This is a genomic window from Streptomyces sp. SID10853 (assembly GCF_010548145.1).
GTDB lineage: Bacteria > Actinomycetota > Actinomycetes > Streptomycetales > Streptomycetaceae > Streptomyces.
Genome location: NZ_JAAGLN010000153.1, coordinates 1 through 17,221 on the forward strand (window position 1 = coordinate 1; position 17,221 = coordinate 17,221).

The following is a 17,221-nucleotide window of genomic DNA, read 5'->3' on the forward strand; positions in this document are numbered from 1 at the left end:
GGCCGGGGTCTCAGCGGCGGCCTCGGCGTCAGCGACCTTCTCGGTCTCGGCGGAGGTCTGGACGACCTCGGCGCCGTCCTTCTTCTCGAGCAGGTCACGCTCCCACTCGGCGAGCGGCTCGGAAGCGGCCTTCTCGCCCGGCTTCTGGTCGCCGGTCGCAGCGCCGGAGCGGGCGATGAGGCCCTCGGCGACGGCGTCGGCGATCACGCGGGTGAGCAGGGTGACGGAGCGGATCGCGTCGTCGTTGCCCGGGATCTTGTAGTCGACCTCGTCGGGGTCGCAGTTGGTGTCGAGGATCGCGACGACCGGGATGTGGAGCTTGCGCGCCTCACCGACGGCGATGTGCTCCTTCTTGGTGTCGACGATCCAGACGGCGCTGGGCACCTTCTGCATCTCGCGGATACCACCGAGAGTCTTCTCCAGCTTGGCCTTCTCACGCGAGAGGACCAGGAGCTCCTTCTTGGTGAGGCCGGAGGCGGCCACGTCCTCGAAGTCGATGAGCTCAAGCTCCTTCAGACGCTGAAGGCGCTTGTAGACGGTGGAGAAGTTGGTCAGCATGCCGCCGAGCCAACGCTGGTTGACGTAGGGCATGCCCACGCGCGTCGCCTGCTCGGCGATGGCTTCCTGGGCCTGCTTCTTGGTACCCACGAACATGATGGAGCCGCCGTGGGCGACGGTCTCCTTGACGAACTCGTAGGCGCGGTCGATGTACGACAGCGACTGGAGCAGGTCGATGATGTAGATGCCGTTGCGCTCCGTGAAGATGAAGCGCTTCATCTTCGGGTTCCAACGACGGGTCTGGTGACCGAAGTGGACGCCGCTCTCCAGCAGCTCCCGCATCGTGACGACGGCCATGGCCGTACTCCTTGATGTACTCGGTTGTCGCGACCGCAGGTTTGCTGTCGCGCCTGACGCCCACACGCGCCGTGCCACGAGGGACCGAGAGGCGCGTCCATCGACCGCTGATGGGGTGATGGGGGGCGTGCGAAGTCGACCCGGTGACCCGGATCGCCACCAGAAGTGTACGGGACCCGGTGGGTGCCGGGTGACGGCGATGTCCACAACCGGCTGGTAGTCCACAGATACCGGCCATGATCCCCACGAAGCGGCGTACGGGGGGACGGTTGTCCCATGTTCCTCGCGCCCTCCGGACTCGTCCGGCCCTTCACGCGCCTCGTGCCCTTCACGCGCCTCGTGCGCCTCGTGCTCCTCAGCCATCTCGGGCACCTCAGCCGTATCGGGCACCTCAGCCGTCTCGTGCGCCTCGGGGTGGTGTGCTGCACGGTGCTGGCGCCTGCTGTGCCTGCGGTGTCGGCCGTGTCAGCCGTGTCAGCCGTGTCAGCCGTGTCAGCCGTGTCAGGGACGACGGCGGCATCGGTGACGTCACCGATGCCGGCGAAGTCGGCGTTATCGGGATCCGGCGCCGTTCGGGCGGGGCCCGCCCCGGCGGGCCCTGTTCCGGCGGGCCCTGTTCCGGCGGGATCCGTTCCGGCGGCTGACCGCAGCTGGCCGGTGGGCGGCCGTCCGCGGATCGTCCACGGCTGGGACCCGCCCGCCTCCCCGTACGGGCCGGGGCACCGTGGGATCGACCTGGCCGCCCCACCCGGCACACCGGTACTGGCGGCCGCTTCCGGCCGGGTCACGTTCGCGGGCCGGGTGGCCGGTCATGGCGTCCTGACCATCTCGGTGGCCGGTACGCCCCTGCGCACCACCTACGAACCGGTCCGGGCGCTCGTCAGTACCGGGGACAAGGTCACCGCGGGCCGGCCGGTCGCCGTACGGGAGGCCGGGCCGTCCCACTGCCCTACGGGCTGCCTGCACTGGGGGCTGCTGCGCGGTGACAGCTATCTGAACCCGCTGTCGCTGCTCCCGCCCGGCCTGCTGCATCAGGGGCCGTCCAGACTGCTGCCCGTATTCGGAATCCCGGAGATCAAGCAAACGCCGGAGATCAAGCAAGCCCCGGAAATCAAGCGCGCCCCGGAGGTCAGGCAATTCCCCCAGATCAGGCAGGGCCCGCCGAACACAGCGGCAGAGCCCGGAGATCACTGGACGGCGTCCGGGGCAAACCGGGCGAAGGTCAGCCCCGGACACCGCCCAGTGCCATCGCGACAGCCGCATCGGCCACCACGGCGGGGTCCTCGGCCGACCCCGTCTCGATACGCCGCACTGCCGCGTCCACCACTCCCTGGAGGAGCATCGCCGCCAGCCTCGGCTGGTCGTGACGCAGGGCTTCGAGCGCCTCGACGATCATCGCGATCAGACCGCCGTGTGCGGCACGGATCTTCTCGCGGGCGCCCGCGTCGAGCTCACCGGCCGAGATGGCCACGACGGCCCGGTGGCGCTGGTCCCCGACCAGGGCAAGCTGCTGGCGGACATACGCCTCGACCTTGCCGGCCGGATCAGGGGCCCGCTCCATCGCGGACTCGATCTCCGCGGCCCAGACCGGGAAGTCGACGGCGCAGAGCTCTTCCACCACAGCGGCGCGCGAGCGGAAGTACTCGTAGACGGAGGAGCGCGCGAGGCCGGTGCGCTCGGCGAGGGCGGGGAAGGTCAGCGCCTCCGTGCCGCCTTCGGAGAGGAGGGTGCGGGCGGCGTCCAGCAGGGCGCTGCGCTGCATGGTTCGGTGTTCGGCCACGGAGGCCGCTCGAATCCTGGGCACGGGCCCACTTTACGGAAGCCGTTCCGGCAGGGACGATTCGCCTGCGGGATCAGCGGCCGACGTCCGACAGCTTGGCGCGAAGCTGCAGGACTGATTTGGTGTGGATCTGGCTGACGCGGCTCTCCGTGACCCCGAGGACATGGCCGATCTCGGCGAGTGTGAGGCCCTCGTAGTAGTAGAGGGTGACGACGGTCTTCTCCCGGTCGGGCAGCGTATTGATCGCGCGGGCCAGCAGTCTGCGCAGCTCGCGGCCCTCGGCCAGCTCGACCGGGTTGTCCGCTGCGGTGTCCTCCAGGGTGTCCATCAGGCTCAGCCGGTCGCCGCCCTCACCGCCGACGTGCAGCAGCTCGTCCAGGGCCACCACGTTCGCCAGGGACAACTGGCTGAAGACCGCGTGCAGTTCCTCGACGGCGATGCCCATCTCGGCCGCGACCTCGGTCTCGGACGGGGTGCGGCGCAGCTGGGCCTCCAGCGTGGCGTAGGCGCGCTCGACGGCGCGTGCCTTCTGCCGGACCGACCGGGGAATCCAGTCGAGCGCGCGGAGTTCGTCGATCATCGCCCCGCGGATCCGGGTGATCGCATAGGTCTCGAACTTGATGGACCGCTCGATGTCGAACTTCTCGATGGCGTCGATCAGCCCGAAGACGCCCGACGACACGAAGTCGGCCTGTTCGACATTGGGCGGCAGCCCCACGCTGACCCGGCCCGCGACGTACTTCACCAGGGGCGAGTAGTGCAGGATCAGCTGCTCGCGCAGCCGTTTGTCGCCCGTCGACTTGTACGACCGCCACAGCTCATCGAGCGACGACGGCGCGGGGGGCCGAATATGGCCACGTGCAGCCGGTGGCGCTGCCGCGCGGTCAGACCCGGACGTGTGCTGGGGCATTCGTTGCCTTGAGCCGTTCTGCTGGGACCTGCGTGGGACTTGTTTTGAGCCGGATTCCTCGTGAGCGTAGCGTGACTGGAGCATCGCAGGGCGCGATGTGTACGTCATAGCACCTGTGTGACGTCATCGCGTGGACCGTGTCCGGGAGGTGATGCCGGAAGGCCCCTGCCGAGGCTGTGACATCACCTTTTCACCCGATTGCCCCAGATCAAGCATCGCCTCGCCGCGCGTCGGTGATCTGTGGTACCCCGGACGCCAACTGCCATCCTTCACTTCGCCGTTCAACGAACCCCAACGAGTGGAGTTCGTACAACCTGGCGAGCGCCTCATCGGCCGTCGTCCCCGCCTCACGGGCCACATCGCGTCCGTTCATCGCACCGTGGCCGGGAAGCGCCTCAAGAACCCGGGTGGCGCCCGGGCCCAGCAGGTCCCTGGGCAGGACCGGACCGCGTCTGGCGGGTGCCAGATCACCGATGTCCCCCACCAGCTCGGCGACTTCGGCCGCGTCCGTGACCAGTACGCCACCGCCGCGCAGCAGTTCGTGCACTCCGGCGGAGAGGCCGCTGGTGACCGGCCCGGGCACGCCCATCGTGTACCGGCCCAGTTGCTGCGCGCTGCGCGCGGTGGCCAGTGAGCCGCTGCGGTACTCGGCCTCGACGACCACGGTCCCCCGGGTGAGGGCGGCGATCACACGGTTGCGGAGGATGAACCGGCTGGGCGTGGGGTGGTCCCCCGGCGCCAACTCGCTGATGAGCAGCCCCTGTTCCGCGATCCGCCGGATCATCTCGGCGTGGCCGCGCGGATAGACCGTGTCGACTCCGCAGGCCAGCACCGCGATGGTCGCCCCGCCCGCGGCGAGCGCGCCGCGGTGGGCGGCGCCGTCCACACCGAACGCGGCACCCGACACGACGACCCAGCCCAGCTCGGCGAGGCCGGAGCCCAGGGTGGCCGCCATGTGCGCCCCGTAGGCCGTACACGCCCGGGCGCCGACCACGGCGACGGAGCGCAGCGCCCATATCCGCAGATGGGGCCTGCCCCGCACCCAGAGCCCGATCGGCCGCGCGTCCCCCAGGTCGTCGAGCTGGGCCGGCCATTCCTCGTCGCCCGGGCAGATGAACCGCCCACCGCCCGCCGCAGCGTCCCGCAGGTCCCGCTCGGGTCGCGTGGCGGCCGCCCGCAGCCGGTATCCGGCAAGCCGTTTGGCGCTCATCCCTGGGAACGCCGCCTCCCCGCCGTCCGCCACGGAGCGCAGCCTCCGCCACAGCTCCACGGGCCCCAGCTCACGCAGCCACCGCCCGCCCAGCTCGTCGCCCGGCTCGATGATCCTGGTCAGCGCGGCCCGGGCCGCCCGCTCGTCCCCGCCGGTGTCCGTCGCGTTCATCCGCTGTCCTTCCCGGCGGCGAGGAGCGCCCCGCGGTCCACTCCGGTACGCAGCTGGAGCGCCAGCCCGACGTCCTGGGCACCCGGCCGGTCGCGGCCCGCCAGGTCGGCGACCGTCCAGGCCACCCTCAGCACCCGGTCGAGACCACGGGCGGTGAGCAGCCCCCGCTCCATGTCCCGCTCGGCCACCGCGAGCGCACCCGGCGCCGCCGTCCAGCGGGTCCGCAGCTCATGGCCCGGCACCTCGCTGTTGGTGGTCCACGGCGTACCGGCGAGCCGCGCGGCCGCCCGCTCACGGCCCTCCCGTACCCGTACGGCCACGGCGGCCGACGACTCGCCCGCGTCGCCCTGGCCCATGAGGTCCGAGCGGCGCACCGGCTCCACCTCGACCCGGAGGTCCACCCGGTCGAGGAGTGGGCCGGAGAGCCTGGACTGGTAGCGCCGGACGGCCGACGGCGGGCATTCGCACCCGGAACCGTTCATCGTGTGGCGGCCGCAGGGGCAGGGGTTGGCGGCCAGCACCATCAGGAATCCGGCGGGCAGACGCACCACCCCGGCGCTTCGCGCGACGACCACATGTCCGGACTCCAGCGGCTGGCGGAGCGCGTCGAGGACCCGGACGGAGAATTCGGGTGCCTCGTCGAGGAAGAGGACGCCGCGGTGCGCCAGGGACACTGCTCCAGGCCGTGGCAGGCCGTTGCCGCCGCCGATCAGTGACTGCATGGTCGCCGAGTGGTGCGGCGCGCAGTAGGGCGCGGTCCCGATCAGTGGCTCCCCCGGTGGGAGGATGCCGGCCACCGAGTGGACCGCGGTCACCTCCAGGGACTCCCGCCTGGTCAGCGGTGGCAGGATCGCCGGGAGCCGCTCGGCCAGCATGGTCTTGCCCGCGCCGGGCGGTCCGTGCAGCAGCAGATGGTGGGCCCCTGCGGCGGCGACCTCCAGTGCCTTCCTGGCCGCGGGCTGTCCCGCCACGTCCGCGAGATCGGGCCCCGCGCCAGGGCCCGCGCCCAGGGTGAGTCCGGTACCGGCCCCGGCGCCCGGCACCATCAGCCCGGCCAGCATCGAGTCCGGCCGCCCCTGCACCGGGGCCGCCTCGTCGGGGACCGGCTCACCGGTCAGTACGGCGACGAGCTGGCGCAGGCTCCGCACCCCGAGCACCGAGACACCGGGCACCAGTGACGCCTCCCCTGCGGTCTGCTCCGGGACCACGACCCGCCGGTATCCCGCTTCGGCGGCCGCCAGCACGGCGGGCAGGATGCCGCGCACCGGCCTGACCCGGCCGTCGAGCCCCAGCTCCCCGATGAGCACCAGATCGGCGATCTCCTTCGGGTCGATACGCTCGGCCGCCCCCAGCACGGCGCAGGCGACGGCCAGATCGAAGCCACTGCCGCTCTTGGGCACCGACGCCGGGCTCAGCCCGACGGTGAGCTTCTTCTGCGGCCACTCGGCGCCCGAGTTCACCACCGCGGCCCTGACCCGGTCCCGGCTCTCGACCAGGCTCTTGTCCGGGAGCCCCACCAGCGTGAAGGCGGCGATACCCGGTTCGAGGTCCGCCTGGACCTCCACCACCACACCGTCGACACCGGCCAGAGCGACCGAACACGCACGCGCGAAGCCCATCAGGCCACCCCCCGCGCATGCTCGACGAGCGGCGCCCCACGCCTGCGCAGCAGCACGCCGATCAGATCGATCCGTACCCCGCCGACGGGCGCTCCGCCGTTGGCCGCGAGCCAGCACTCGGCGAGATGTCTGAGCCGGCCGGCCTTGACCGGGGTGACCGCGGCCATCGGATGTTCGAAAGAGCCTTCTCTGCGGGTCTTCACCTCGCAGACGACGAGTGCGTCGCCGTCCCGCGCCACGATGTCGATCTCGCCCGACCTGCACCGCCAGTTCCGCTCGACGACGGTCATTCCGGCTCCGGCCAGCGTCCTCGCCGCCAGCTCCTCGCCGTACCGCCCGAGTGCCCCCCGTGCGTTCATCCGGCACCACCTCCGGCACCGACTCTGCCGCCCCGGCCTCCAGCGTGTGGATCTTGGTGGATTACTCGCCGGTTGTGGACAACTCAGCCACCCGGAACTCAGCCACCCGGAAGTTCGAGGTCACTCTTGTTGAGTTCCTCGATGTTCACATCCTTGAACGTCAGCACACGTACCTGCTTGACGAACCTGGCCGGCCTGTACATGTCCCAGACCCAGGCATCAGCCATCGACACCTCGAAAAAAACCTCGCCCTGTACGGAGTGCACCTGCATCTCGTAGTCATTGGTGAGGTAGAAGCGCCGCTCGGTCTCGATCACATATTTGAACAGGCCGACAACGTCGCGGTACTCCCGGTAGAGCTTCAGCTCCATCTCGGTCTCGTACTTCTCGAGGTCCTCGGCGCTCATGGCATGTTCCCCTTCAGCCGTGCGTCCCCCTATTGTGCGCCGCTCCCCGCACCCCTAGACGTTTTCCGGGGCCAGGACCACCGGTGCAGCCGGGGGACCCTCGTCGAGCAGCGTGCGCAGCAGCCCGGCGAGCCTGGTCGGGTACACCGTCTCACGCGTCGCGGACAGTTCGGCGGAAGTCCACCACCTCAGCCCCGCGACACTGCGCTGCTCCAGCGGGGTCAGTCCGTCCAGGGCGGTCGCCGTCCGAGTGGTTCGCCCCAGAAAATACCGTTCATCCTGGTTCCAGCGCCGCCCGTCGAACGGGAACGAGCACTCCCGGGTCCACAGCACCGGGCCGAGTTCCACCGTGTCGATGCCGGTCTCCTCCCGCACCTCGCGGAGCGCGGCCTCCTCGTGGGTCTCCCCCGCCTCGACGCCGCCACCGGGAGTGAACCACCAGGTACTGGCCGGATCGGCGGGCTCGAACCCGTGCATCAGCAGCACCCGGTCGGCCGGATCGAGCAGGATGACGCGGGCGACCTTCCGCAACTCAGCCGACATCGGCGGGCACCTTCCTGCTGCGGCCGAGCCGCCCCGCGATCGGTCCGTAGACCGCCCCGCCGAGAATCAGCACGACCCCGGCCAGTACGGCCGCCACCACCAGCTTCAGCGGTCCCGGCTGCGAGACCCCGCCGGGCAGCGCGGCGAAGCCCTTCGGCCGCTCCATCATTCCGCCGCTCAGCGGCCAGGCGATGGCGTCCACCCGACCCGACACGGTCGAGCGCGGGACCGAGCCGTGGTCCGCGTCCTGGAGGTGGACGCGTGAGTCCATCGAGTTGGTGCGCTCGTCACCGAGCAGGAAGAGCCTGCCCTCGGGCACCTGCACCGTGAAACCGGCCGCGGATGCCCGCCCCTTGGAGAGCGAATCGGCCTTGAGATACGGCTCGTCGATGCCCTTGCCGTTCACGGTGAGCCGGCCCCGGGTGTCGCAGCAGGCGACCTTGTCGCCGCCGACCCCGACCACCCGCTTCAGCATCGGCATATCGCCCCAGTCGGGGTCCTTGAACACCACCACGTCCCCGCGGCGCACCGTGCTGCTGTCTATTCGCTGTGCCAGTACCCGGTCCCCGACCTGCACGGTCGGGGTCATCGAGTCGGTCGGCACGGTGTACGGCTTGTACTCCACCGCGCCCCACGCGAACCCTCCGAGAAAGAGCACGCAGCCGATGGCCACGGCCAGGCCCGACAGCGCACTGCCGAGCCGGCCTCCGCCACTCGTACGTACTGTTCCGCTCATCCCAGCGCTCCCCCGTATCGGAGATCGACAACCTGGGACGGCACCTTACCCGGCAGTACCGTCGCGGGTCAGCCTGCGCCTGCGCCGGATCACCAGCGGCAACGCCCCCGCGAGTCCCAGCGCGCCGGGAACGGCCGCACCTGCGGCGTTGATGCCCTTCTGGTCGAAGGTGCTCGGAACGCCCAGCCACGACCAGCGGTTGACCGGCCAGGCCACGACGAAGGCCCGTCCGACGACCTCCTTGTCGGACACCGTGCCACCACCGGGCAGTTGCTGGTGGTAGCGGGAGTCGAGCGAGTCCTGGCGGTGGTCGCCCATCACCCAGATCCGGCCCTTGGGCACATGGATCGGCCCGAACGGCTGGTCGTCGCACGGGGTGTTGCCCGGGTAGATGTACGACTTCTCGGAGAGCGCCTTGCCGTTGACGACGACCGGGCCGCCCTTCTTGCAGGAAACCGTGTCACCGCCGACCGCGATGACCCGCTTGATCAGGTCCTTCTCCTCCGCGGACGGCATCAGGCCGATGAAGCTCAGGAACTTCTGCGCCACGTTCGGCGTCGGGGTCGGCTCGCCCTCCAGCCAGCCGCCCGGGTCGTGGAACACCACGACATCGCCCCGGTCGGGCTCCGAGCCGAACCACGGCGTCAGTTTGTCGACCAGCACCCGGTCGCCGCGCTGCAGGGTGTCCTGCATCGAGTCGGACGGGATCGAGAACGCCTGGACCAGGAAGGTCTTGATCAACAGGGCCAGGACCAGCGCGATACCGATGAGGAGCGGCAGCTCCTTCCAGAAGGAGCGCTGTTTCTTCGGTTCCTTCGTCCGGGTGCTCCCGGTGCCTTCGCCGTTCCCGTCGCCATCGTCCGGACCGTACGGCCCGCCGGGTCCGCCGGGCCCTTCCTGCCGGCCGCCGGCCCTGTGCTGGCCACCGGCCCTGTCGGACCTCCCGCCGTCAGAGGCTTCCGTTCCCTCGCCACCAACGGGCGGCCCTGGCCGGTCCTCTGGCTCTTCGTGTCCGGATCGCGCGCCGACCGCCACGTCCCCCACATCCACTCCTCACTCCGTGCCGTCGCCTGCCTCCGGGGAGACGCAGGCCCACCACTCCCATAACGAGCGGAAGTTCCGCAGGAGTCGGGAGCGGGAAGTTTACGTGCCGATCCTGAGCCACGAGCCGCTGCTGACCGGGGCTTTGCGGATCCATGGCCCCGGACGCCGCCGCCCCCGACACGGACGCCAGCGGCGCGGACGCCACCGACGCGGACGCCACCGACGCGAAGGTGGCCGGCTCCTTGAGCCGGCTCCAGTGTCCCAGCGGCCAGGCGATGACAACCGCCCGCCCCACCACACCGCTCACCGGCACCGTCCCGTGGTACGGCTCGTCCAGATGGAACCTGGAATCCGCCGAGTTGGACCGGTGGTCACCCATCACGAAGAGCCGCCCCGCCGGGACCTTCACCTCGAACTTCAGCTCGGACGGCGGGTTTCCCGGATGGAGATACGGCTCGTTCAGGGGCGTGCCGTTGACGGTGACCCTGCCGTCCTTGTCGCAGCACTTCACGGTGTCCCCGCCGACCCCGATGACCCGCTTGATCAGGTCCTGTTCGTCGTTCGACGGCAACAGCCCGATGAAAGTCAGGCCGGCCTTGAGCTGCTTGACGGGGAACGAGGAGTCCTGCGTGGTGCTCTCCCCCGGCGGCAGCCAGTGGCCCGGGTCCTTGAAGACGACGACGTCGCCGCGCTGCGGCTTCGAGCCGAACCAGGGGGTGAGCTTGTCCACCAGCACCCGGTCTCCGATCCGGATCGTCTCCTCCATCGAACCCGACGGGATGACGAACGCCTGTACCAGGAACGTCTTGAGCACCAGCGCGATCACGACCGCCACGACGATGAGGACGGGGATCTCCCGGGCCGTGGAGCGTCTGCGCCGCCGCTGGACCTTGCGCGCGAGTCTGCGCCGCTCGGCCCTGGTGGGCAGGGACCGCTCGCCCGTGGGGCCGTCAGCCGCCGCCGGCCGCTGGCCGGTCGCGCCGCTGCCGCGGGCTCTCCCACGGTTACCCATGGCGGCCGCCGGCCGCAGGCACCCGGTCGAAGGCACCGGTCCGCTCCAGCGAGGTCCAGCGGCCGACCGGCCAGCCGATCCAGCCGGCCCGCCCGATCACCTCGTCCACCGGGACCATCCCGCCACCGGGATCGCCGAGATGGTCGCGGGAGTCGCTGGAGCGGGAGCGGTGGTCGCCCATCACCCAGAGCGTCCCGGCGGGCACCACGATGTCGAAGGGCACCTGGGAGGGCGGGTTGCCGGGATACACGTACGGCTCGTCCACCGGCTGCCCGTTCACCTTGATCCGCCCGCGCCTGTCGCAGCAGACCACACGGTCGCCGCCCACCCCCACCACACGCTTCACATAATCGGTACCGGTGGGCGCCACGAGTCCCAGCGCCGCCGCCGCACCGCGCACCACCCGGCTCACCGGGTTCCGCGCCGGCGCGTCCTGTACGAAGGAGCCGGTGCCGTCGAAGACCACCACGTCCCCGCGCCGCGGCTCGTCGCCGAACCGGTAGGCCAGCTTGTTCACCAGCACCCGGTCCCCCACCTGGAGCTCCGGTTCCATGGAGCCGCTGGGGATGAGGAACGGCTGGACCACATACGTACTCAGCAGCAGCAGGAACACCGCGCAGACGAGGACCAGCAGCCCGGCCTTGCGCCACGGTCCCTCGACCAGTGCGGAGAGACGCACGGAGCGCGACCGCTCCTCCTCACCGGACGTATCCGGTTCGGGTGAGCGGTCGCGCTCCGTGTGCTGTGCTTCGGTGTCCATCGGGGCCAGAGCTTATCCGGCCGCCCTGTGGACTCAGTGGTCGCGCTTCTCCTTGATCTTCGCGGCCTTGCCGCGCAGCTCACGGAGGTAGTACAGCTTCGCGCGACGGACGTCACCGCGGGTCACGAGCTCGATCTTCTCGAAGATCGGGCTGTGCACCGGGAAGGTGCGCTCGACGCCGACGGAGAAGGAGACCTTGCGGACCGTGAAGGTCTCGCTGACGCCCGCACCCTGGCGGCGGATGACGACACCCTTGAACTGCTGGATACGCGAGCGGTTGCCCTCGATGACACGGACGTGGACGTTGACCGTGTCACCGGCGCGGAAGGCCGGCAGGTCGGACCGGAGCGAAGCGGCCTTGACGTCGTTGAGCAGGCTGGACATGATCTTCTGCTTTCTTCGCCGATGCCACAGGTCATCGACGGAATCATCGTGATGAGTTTCGGGAGCTGATCGCGTCGGACGGTCGTCGTTCCCCCTGTGGCAGGGGCGCACGCCGGACGTACAGCAGCGGCCTATTCTTCCACGGCTCCGGGCTCTCGCCCAAATCGCCCTCCGGGACCCTGCTTCCAGCCCAGGATCGAGAGCATCTCGCGGTCCTTCTTGCCGAAGGACGCGGGGTCGCTGCGCTCCAGCAGATCCGGCCTGTTGAGATCCGTACGACGGAACGCCTCGTCCCTGCGCCAGCGTGCGATCTTCCCGTGGTGGCCGCTCAGCAGGACGTCCGGGATGCCCCGGCCACGCCACTCGGGCGGCTTCGTGTAGACGGGCCCCTCCAGCAGGTCGGCCATCGCGCCGGTGGCGAAGGAGTCGTCCCGGTGCGATTCGGCGTTGCCGAGCACCCCGGGGAGCAGCCGGGCGACGGCTTCCGTGATCACCAGGACGGCGGCCTCGCCACCGGCCAGGACGTAGTCCCCGATGGACACCTCGTAGACCGGCATCCGGGTCGCGTACTCGTCCACCACCCGCCGGTCGATGCCCTCGTACCTGGCGGGCGTGAAGACCAGCCAGGGCCGCTCGGACAGCTCGACCGCGACCTGCTGGGTGAAGGGCCGGCCGCTGGGCGTGGGCACGACCAGGACCGGGCCCGACGCCCCCGCCTCGTAGCCGGCGGCCAGCACCTCGTCCAGCGCATCGCCCCAGGGCTCGGTCTTCATGACCATGCCGGGGCCGCCGCCGTACGGGGTGTCGTCGACCGTGTTGTGCCGGTCGTACGTCCAGTCGCGCAGGTCGTGCACCTGTACGTCGAGCCGGCCGCGGGCGCGCGCCTTGCCGACCAGCGAGACGTTCAGCGGTTCGAGGTACTCGGGGAAGATCGTGACGACGTCGAGCCGCATCAGTCGCCGTCCCTGGCGTTCGCGGACTCGGCGGCTTCGTCCCCGGCGGCTTGCTCCTCGGCGGCTTCGTCCCGGGCACCCGCGATCTCGGCCTGGTCGGCGTCGATCAGGCCGGGCGGCGGGTCGATGACGGCCCGCTGCTCCTCCAGGTCGATCCCGGTGACGATCTCCTCGACGAACGGGATCATCACCTCGCTGCCGTCGGGCCGCTCCACGATGAAGAGGTCCTGCGATGGCAGGTGGGTGATCTCGGTGATCCGGCCGATCTCGGTGCCGTCGGCCAGCACCACGTCGAGGTCCATCAGCTGGTGGTCGTAGTACTCCTCGGGGTCCTCAGGAGTCTGCCGCGGGTCGACGTCGGCGATCAGCAGGGTGTTCCGGAGCGCCTCGGCGGCCGTCCGGTCCGTGACCCCCGCGAAGCGCAGCAGCAGCCTGCCGCTGTGCACCCGGCCGGTCTCGATGGTCAGCGGCCCGGTGGCCGCAGGGTCGGTGGTGAGCACCGCGCCGGGGCCGAGCCGCAGCTCGGGCTCGTCGGTCCGCACCTCCACGGTGACTTCACCCTTGATCCCGTGGGCGCGCCCGATCCGTGCGACTACCAGTTGCACGCTTCGCTCCTCATTCTGCTGTACCTGCGGTTTCTGCCGGTCCTGCCGGTTCTGCTGCTTCCAGTGTTGCCGCGCGGGCCGCGGACGACAAAGGCCGGGGACGGCTTCTCAGCCCTCCCCGGCCCGAGCCGGTGTTCAGCTACTTCTCAGCGGACCTGGTCCACGTCGACGAGGTCGACCCGGATGCCACGGCCGCCGATGGCGCCCACGATGGTGCGCAGGGCGCGCGCGGTGCGGCCGTTGCGGCCGATCACCTTACCGAGGTCGTCGGGGTGTACCCGGACCTCCAGCACCTGCCCGCGACGGAGGTTGCGCGAAGCGACCTGTACGTCGTCGGGGTTGTCGACGATGCCCTTCACGAGGTGCTCGAGAGCCTCCTCGAGCATGCTCAGGCCTCGGTCGACTCGGTGGAGTCAGCGGCCGGAGCCGCCTCGTCCGCCTTCTTGTCGGCCTTCTTCGCCTTCGGGGTGATGGCCTCACCCTTCGGCTCGTCGCCCTCGATGGACTTGGCGAACGCCTCGAACGCGGCGCGCTTGTCGGCCTTCGGCTCCGGCTGCAGCAGCGGCGCGGGGGCCGGGAGGCCCTTGTGCGCCTGCCAGTCACCGGTGAGCTTCAGGATCGCCATGACCGGCTCGGTCGGCTGGGCGCCGACGGACAGCCAGTACTGCGCACGCTCCGAGTTGACCTCGATGCGCGAGGGGTTCTGCACCGGGTGGTACAGGCCGATCTCCTCGATGGCCCGGCCATCACGGCGGGTACGGGAGTCAGCGACAATGATGCGGTAGTGAGGCGAACGGATCTTGCCCAGACGCTTCAGCTTGATCTTGACTGCCACGGAAGTGGTGTCTCCTGGTCTTGACGTGGTTGGGCACAACGAGATGCCACGTGGGGTTGCGGTACTCGGGTGCCCGATGGACGCGTCAGCCGGAGGACGAGAGGGTTCCTGTGCGGCTGTCGAGTACAGCTAGCCATTGTGCCATACGTTGCGGCACCCCGGGTCAGCCGGCCGCGGCGACCACTTCCGGGATACGGAAAGCCTTCCCGCAGCCACCGCAGACGATGGGCGCCTGGGCCAGCACAGACGGAACGACCCGGACATTGCGGCCGCAGTCGCAGACCGCCTTCACCCGCACACCGCCACCGGATGAACCGTGCCGGGCGGCAGGTCCGCGGAAGGAGCGCTTGGTGTCGGCGGCCGTGGCGGCGGTGTGCGCCTTGAGGGCGCGCTGCAGCCGTTCGGCCGTCTGCCGGTACCGGCGCTTCGCCTCGGGGTTGAGCGAGACCAGCGAGAAGCCGCTGCTGGGGTGCGGCTCCTCGGGGTGGTCGAGGCCCATCTCCTCGGCGATCGCCAGGAACCTGCGGTTGTGGTAGCGGCCGGCGCGGGAGGTGTCGCGGACACCTCTCGCGGCGGCGATGCCGTGGACTGCCTCATGGAGCAGTCGCTCGAAGGAGAGTTCAGCGCCGCAGGCGGACGAGGACTCGCCGATCAGGGACTCGGGCGCGGCTAGATCCGGCAGCTCGGGGTGGTACCGCTGAATATCGGCCCACGCCTGCGCCAGCTCTGCGGCGAGGACAGTTGGTGTCGTGCTCACGTCGTGACAACGAGCCGGGGTACCGCTGTGTTCCTATTCCGGGGCATCCCAAATAATTTGCACGTACCCGTCAGTTGCCCTTGATGCGTCCGGACGCGGGCGGGTGCGCTGATCTGCGGAGAAGCCTCACAGCTCGCACCAAGGTGGTACGTAGGGTCGCGTACGCCCCGGCGCATGGCCCCGGGCCCGCGCCGGTCCGGACCCGGCCGGCCGTCGCCGCAAGGGGTATTCCGGCCGATTCACCGGCCGGTCACCGGACACCCACCGGTACGCACGGCACGGAACGCAGCGCCTAGTACGCACGGGCGACCAGAGCGACGGTACCGGGAGCGCCGTCCGACTCCGGAACCGACCCGTCTTCGGCCACCAGACACCGTACGGATGCCGACTGCCCGGCGAGTGCGGCCTCGCCCTCAGGGCCGAGCAGGTCCCACGGGATCCGGGCCCAGCCGCCCGCGGCCGCCACCTCGGCGGCCTCGCCGGCTGTCCGCACCTCGCTGGTACGGGCCTCACGGCGCTCCCGCGACTCACGCAGCAGCAGACTCTGCGCCTCTTCGAGCACCGCGGGCAGCAGCCCGGGCAGCTCGTCCACCCGTACGGACTCCTTGCCACCGGGCCCTCCGGGACCCCCCGGACCGCCGGGGCCGTGCGGATCCACCACCCTGCGGACCAGCACCGCCGTGCCCTCCGCCAGGTCCCGCGGGCCGATCTCGATCCGTACCGGGACCCCCTTGAGCTCCCAGTCGACGGCCCGCCTGCCGAAGGGGATGTCGGTGCGGTCGTCGACGCGGACCCTGATCCCCGCCGCCGCCAGCCGCGCACCGGTCTCGCGGGCCTTCGCCACCGCCTCGTCCCCCTTGATCGCGACGACCACGGCCTGCACGGCCGCGAGCCGGGGCGGCACCCGCAGGCCGCTGTCGTCGCCGTGCGACATGATCAGGCCGCCGACCAGCCGGGTCGAAGCACCCCAGGAGGTCTGCCAGACCAGTTCCTGCGCGCCGTCCTTGGAGAGGTACTCGGTGTGGAACGCCTTGGCGAAGTTGGTGCCGAGCTCATGGCTCGTGCCCATCTGGAGGGCCTTGCCGTCCCCCATCATGGCTTCGAGCGTCAGGGTGTTGACCGCGCCCGCGAACCGTTCGGCTGCGGTCTTGCGGCCGAGTACGACATCGATGCCGAGCACATTGACCATGAAGTCCGCGTAGACGTTCCGGTGGATGTGCGCGGCGTAGTCATGGGCCTCCGCGCGGCTCGCGTGGGCGGTGTGTCCCTCCTGCCACAGGAATTCCGTGGTGCGCAGGAACACCCTGGGCCGCATCTCCCAACGGACCACGTTCGCCCACTGATTGATGAGCAGCGGCAGATCGCGGTAGCTCTGCACCCATTTCGAGAAGTATTCGTTGACGATCGTCTCCGATGTGGGCCTGACGACCACCGGTTCGTCGAGCTCCTTGCCACCGCCATGGGTGACCACGGCGAGCTCGGGTGCGAATCCCTCGACATGCTCAGCTTCGCGAGTCAGGTAAGACTGGGGGATGAAGAGCGGGAAGTAGGCGTTCTGAGCGCCCGCGGCCTTGATGCGGGCGTCCAGCTCCTGCTGCATCCGCTCCCACAGCCCGTAGCCGTACGGGCGGATGACCATGGTGCCCCGCACCGGACCGTTGTCCGCGAGTTCGGCCTTGTTGATCAAGTCCTGGTACCAGCGGGGAAAGTCGTCCGCCCGGGGCGTGAGAACGGGAGCCTTTTTCATGGCGCGAATCGTACGGCGAGTACCTCCGGAAGCGTGATTGATTTTCGCGCCCGGAGGCGCACGGTCGGGATGCATATTCCGGGAACGCAAGCATTGCCTCACCACCCCTGGACTTGCGCGCGGATGCGGAGTTCTCTGGCAACGGGACAGTGCGCGCACATCTGCACGGGGGTTTTGCACACAGGGCACAACTGATCTCTCGGCGAATTGGGGCGCTTCGATGTCATCAACGCTCGTCCGGAACCACCGGTCCGCGGCTGCGACTCCCACTGAGGAAGCGGTCGCCCGTGCCCGCGACTGGGCCGAGATCCAGGAACGGATGCTGGTGCCGCTCTACGACGCGGTCTACAAACGGCTGGACGCGGGCAGCGCCACCCGGCTGCTGGGCATCGGCTGCGGCTCGGGGCTCGCCCTGCTCATGGCCGCGGCCCGTGGCGCGAGCGTCACCGGTGTGGACACACACGCCGAGCGCATCGCGCTGGCCCGGGAGCGGCTGCTGCCCGACAGCCCGGACGGCCCCGACGCCGCGCCGGG

Annotated in this window: 20 protein-coding genes and 1 pseudogene; 2 read left to right on the forward strand and 19 right to left on the reverse strand. The window is 70.2% G+C overall.

Annotation, left to right across the window (positions count from 1 at the left end; genetic code table 11):
- Positions 1 to 855, reverse strand: an 855-nt coding sequence (gene rpsB / locus G3I19_RS24630) for a 30S ribosomal protein S2 (protein WP_164265888.1), incomplete at its 3' end; no start/stop codon positions are given.
- A 645-nt stretch (positions 856 to 1,500) separates the two neighbouring features.
- Between rpsB and G3I19_RS24635 the strand changes: the two are divergent.
- Positions 1,501 to 1,929, forward strand: a pseudogene (locus G3I19_RS24635) (M23 family metallopeptidase); the annotation flags it as partial.
- A gap of 148 nt (positions 1,930 to 2,077) precedes the next feature.
- Here the strand turns inward: G3I19_RS24635 and G3I19_RS24640 are convergent.
- The 18 genes from G3I19_RS24640 to proS form a co-directional block, all read right to left on the reverse strand.
- Positions 2,078 to 2,635, reverse strand: a complete 558-nt coding sequence (locus tag G3I19_RS24640) for a TetR/AcrR family transcriptional regulator (RefSeq protein ID WP_164265905.1) — start codon at positions 2,633 to 2,635, stop codon at positions 2,078 to 2,080.
- 73 nt (positions 2,636 to 2,708) lie between these two features.
- On the reverse strand, positions 2,709 to 3,545 hold the full coding sequence (gene whiG, locus G3I19_RS24645; RefSeq protein ID WP_164265889.1) for an RNA polymerase sigma factor WhiG: 837 nt from the start codon (positions 3,543 to 3,545) through the stop codon (positions 2,709 to 2,711).
- 208 nt (positions 3,546 to 3,753) lie between these two features.
- Positions 3,754 to 4,926: a DNA-processing protein DprA gene (gene dprA / locus G3I19_RS24650; RefSeq protein ID WP_164265890.1), complete on the reverse strand. Its 1,173-nt coding sequence runs from the start codon at positions 4,924 to 4,926 to the stop codon at positions 3,754 to 3,756.
- A complete protein-coding gene (locus tag G3I19_RS24655; RefSeq protein WP_164265891.1) occupies positions 4,923 to 6,545 on the reverse strand; it encodes a YifB family Mg chelatase-like AAA ATPase in 1,623 nt (540 codons plus the stop codon). The genes dprA and G3I19_RS24655 overlap by 4 nt, the downstream gene beginning before the upstream one ends.
- Complete coding sequence (locus G3I19_RS24660; RefSeq protein ID WP_164265892.1) at positions 6,545 to 6,904, reverse strand: YraN family protein; 360 nt, start codon at positions 6,902 to 6,904, stop codon at positions 6,545 to 6,547. The genes G3I19_RS24655 and G3I19_RS24660 overlap by 1 nt, the downstream gene beginning before the upstream one ends.
- A gap of 98 nt (positions 6,905 to 7,002) precedes the next feature.
- On the reverse strand, positions 7,003 to 7,311 hold the full coding sequence (locus tag G3I19_RS24665) for a DUF2469 domain-containing protein (protein WP_003965949.1): 309 nt from the start codon (positions 7,309 to 7,311) through the stop codon (positions 7,003 to 7,005).
- Between the two features lie 54 nt (positions 7,312 to 7,365).
- Positions 7,366 to 7,854 (reverse strand): NUDIX hydrolase, encoded by a 489-nt coding sequence (locus tag G3I19_RS24670; protein WP_164265893.1) that lies wholly within the window; start codon positions 7,852 to 7,854, stop codon positions 7,366 to 7,368.
- On the reverse strand, positions 7,844 to 8,590 hold the full coding sequence (gene lepB / locus G3I19_RS24675; protein ID WP_164265894.1) for a signal peptidase I: 747 nt from the start codon (positions 8,588 to 8,590) through the stop codon (positions 7,844 to 7,846). Before lepB (G3I19_RS24675) ends, G3I19_RS24670 begins: the two co-directional genes overlap by 11 nt.
- Before the next feature lie 45 nt (positions 8,591 to 8,635).
- Complete coding sequence (lepB, locus tag G3I19_RS24680; RefSeq protein ID WP_164265906.1) at positions 8,636 to 9,625, reverse strand: signal peptidase I; 990 nt, start codon at positions 9,623 to 9,625, stop codon at positions 8,636 to 8,638.
- A complete protein-coding gene (gene lepB / locus G3I19_RS24685; protein WP_164265895.1) occupies positions 9,540 to 10,646 on the reverse strand; it encodes a signal peptidase I in 1,107 nt (368 codons plus the stop codon). Before lepB (G3I19_RS24685) ends, lepB (G3I19_RS24680) begins: the two co-directional genes overlap by 86 nt.
- Positions 10,639 to 11,406, reverse strand: coding sequence for a signal peptidase I (lepB, locus tag G3I19_RS24690; RefSeq protein WP_164265896.1), 768 nt, complete (start codon positions 11,404 to 11,406; stop codon positions 10,639 to 10,641). The genes lepB (G3I19_RS24685) and lepB (G3I19_RS24690) overlap by 8 nt, the downstream gene beginning before the upstream one ends.
- Before the next feature lie 33 nt (positions 11,407 to 11,439).
- On the reverse strand, positions 11,440 to 11,790 hold the full coding sequence (rplS, locus tag G3I19_RS24695; protein ID WP_164265897.1) for a 50S ribosomal protein L19: 351 nt from the start codon (positions 11,788 to 11,790) through the stop codon (positions 11,440 to 11,442).
- Positions 11,791 to 11,921: 131 nt separating this feature from the next.
- Positions 11,922 to 12,743 (reverse strand): tRNA (guanosine(37)-N1)-methyltransferase TrmD, encoded by an 822-nt coding sequence (gene trmD / locus G3I19_RS24700; RefSeq protein ID WP_164265898.1) that lies wholly within the window; start codon positions 12,741 to 12,743, stop codon positions 11,922 to 11,924.
- A complete protein-coding gene (gene rimM, locus G3I19_RS24705) occupies positions 12,743 to 13,348 on the reverse strand; it encodes a ribosome maturation factor RimM (protein ID WP_164265899.1) in 606 nt (201 codons plus the stop codon). The genes trmD and rimM overlap by 1 nt, the downstream gene beginning before the upstream one ends.
- Positions 13,349 to 13,494: 146 nt before the next feature.
- Positions 13,495 to 13,734: an RNA-binding protein gene (locus G3I19_RS24710; protein ID WP_164265900.1), complete on the reverse strand. Its 240-nt coding sequence runs from the start codon at positions 13,732 to 13,734 to the stop codon at positions 13,495 to 13,497.
- Between the two features lie 2 nt (positions 13,735 to 13,736).
- Entirely contained in the window at positions 13,737 to 14,183 is a 447-nt protein-coding gene (rpsP, locus tag G3I19_RS24715) for a 30S ribosomal protein S16 (RefSeq protein ID WP_164265901.1), read from the reverse strand.
- 163 nt (positions 14,184 to 14,346) lie between these two features.
- Positions 14,347 to 14,940 carry a hypothetical protein gene (locus G3I19_RS24720; protein WP_164265902.1) on the reverse strand — a complete coding sequence of 198 codons (594 nt, stop codon included), beginning with the start codon at positions 14,938 to 14,940 and terminating at the stop codon, positions 14,347 to 14,349.
- Positions 14,941 to 15,232: 292 nt separating this feature from the next.
- On the reverse strand, positions 15,233 to 16,687 hold the full coding sequence (proS, locus tag G3I19_RS24725) for a proline--tRNA ligase (RefSeq protein WP_164265903.1): 1,455 nt from the start codon (positions 16,685 to 16,687) through the stop codon (positions 15,233 to 15,235).
- A gap of 220 nt (positions 16,688 to 16,907) precedes the next feature.
- Between proS and G3I19_RS24730 the strand changes: the two genes are divergently transcribed.
- A partial coding sequence (locus G3I19_RS24730) for a class I SAM-dependent methyltransferase (RefSeq protein ID WP_164265904.1) occupies positions 16,908 to 17,221 on the forward strand: 314 nt, incomplete at its 3' end.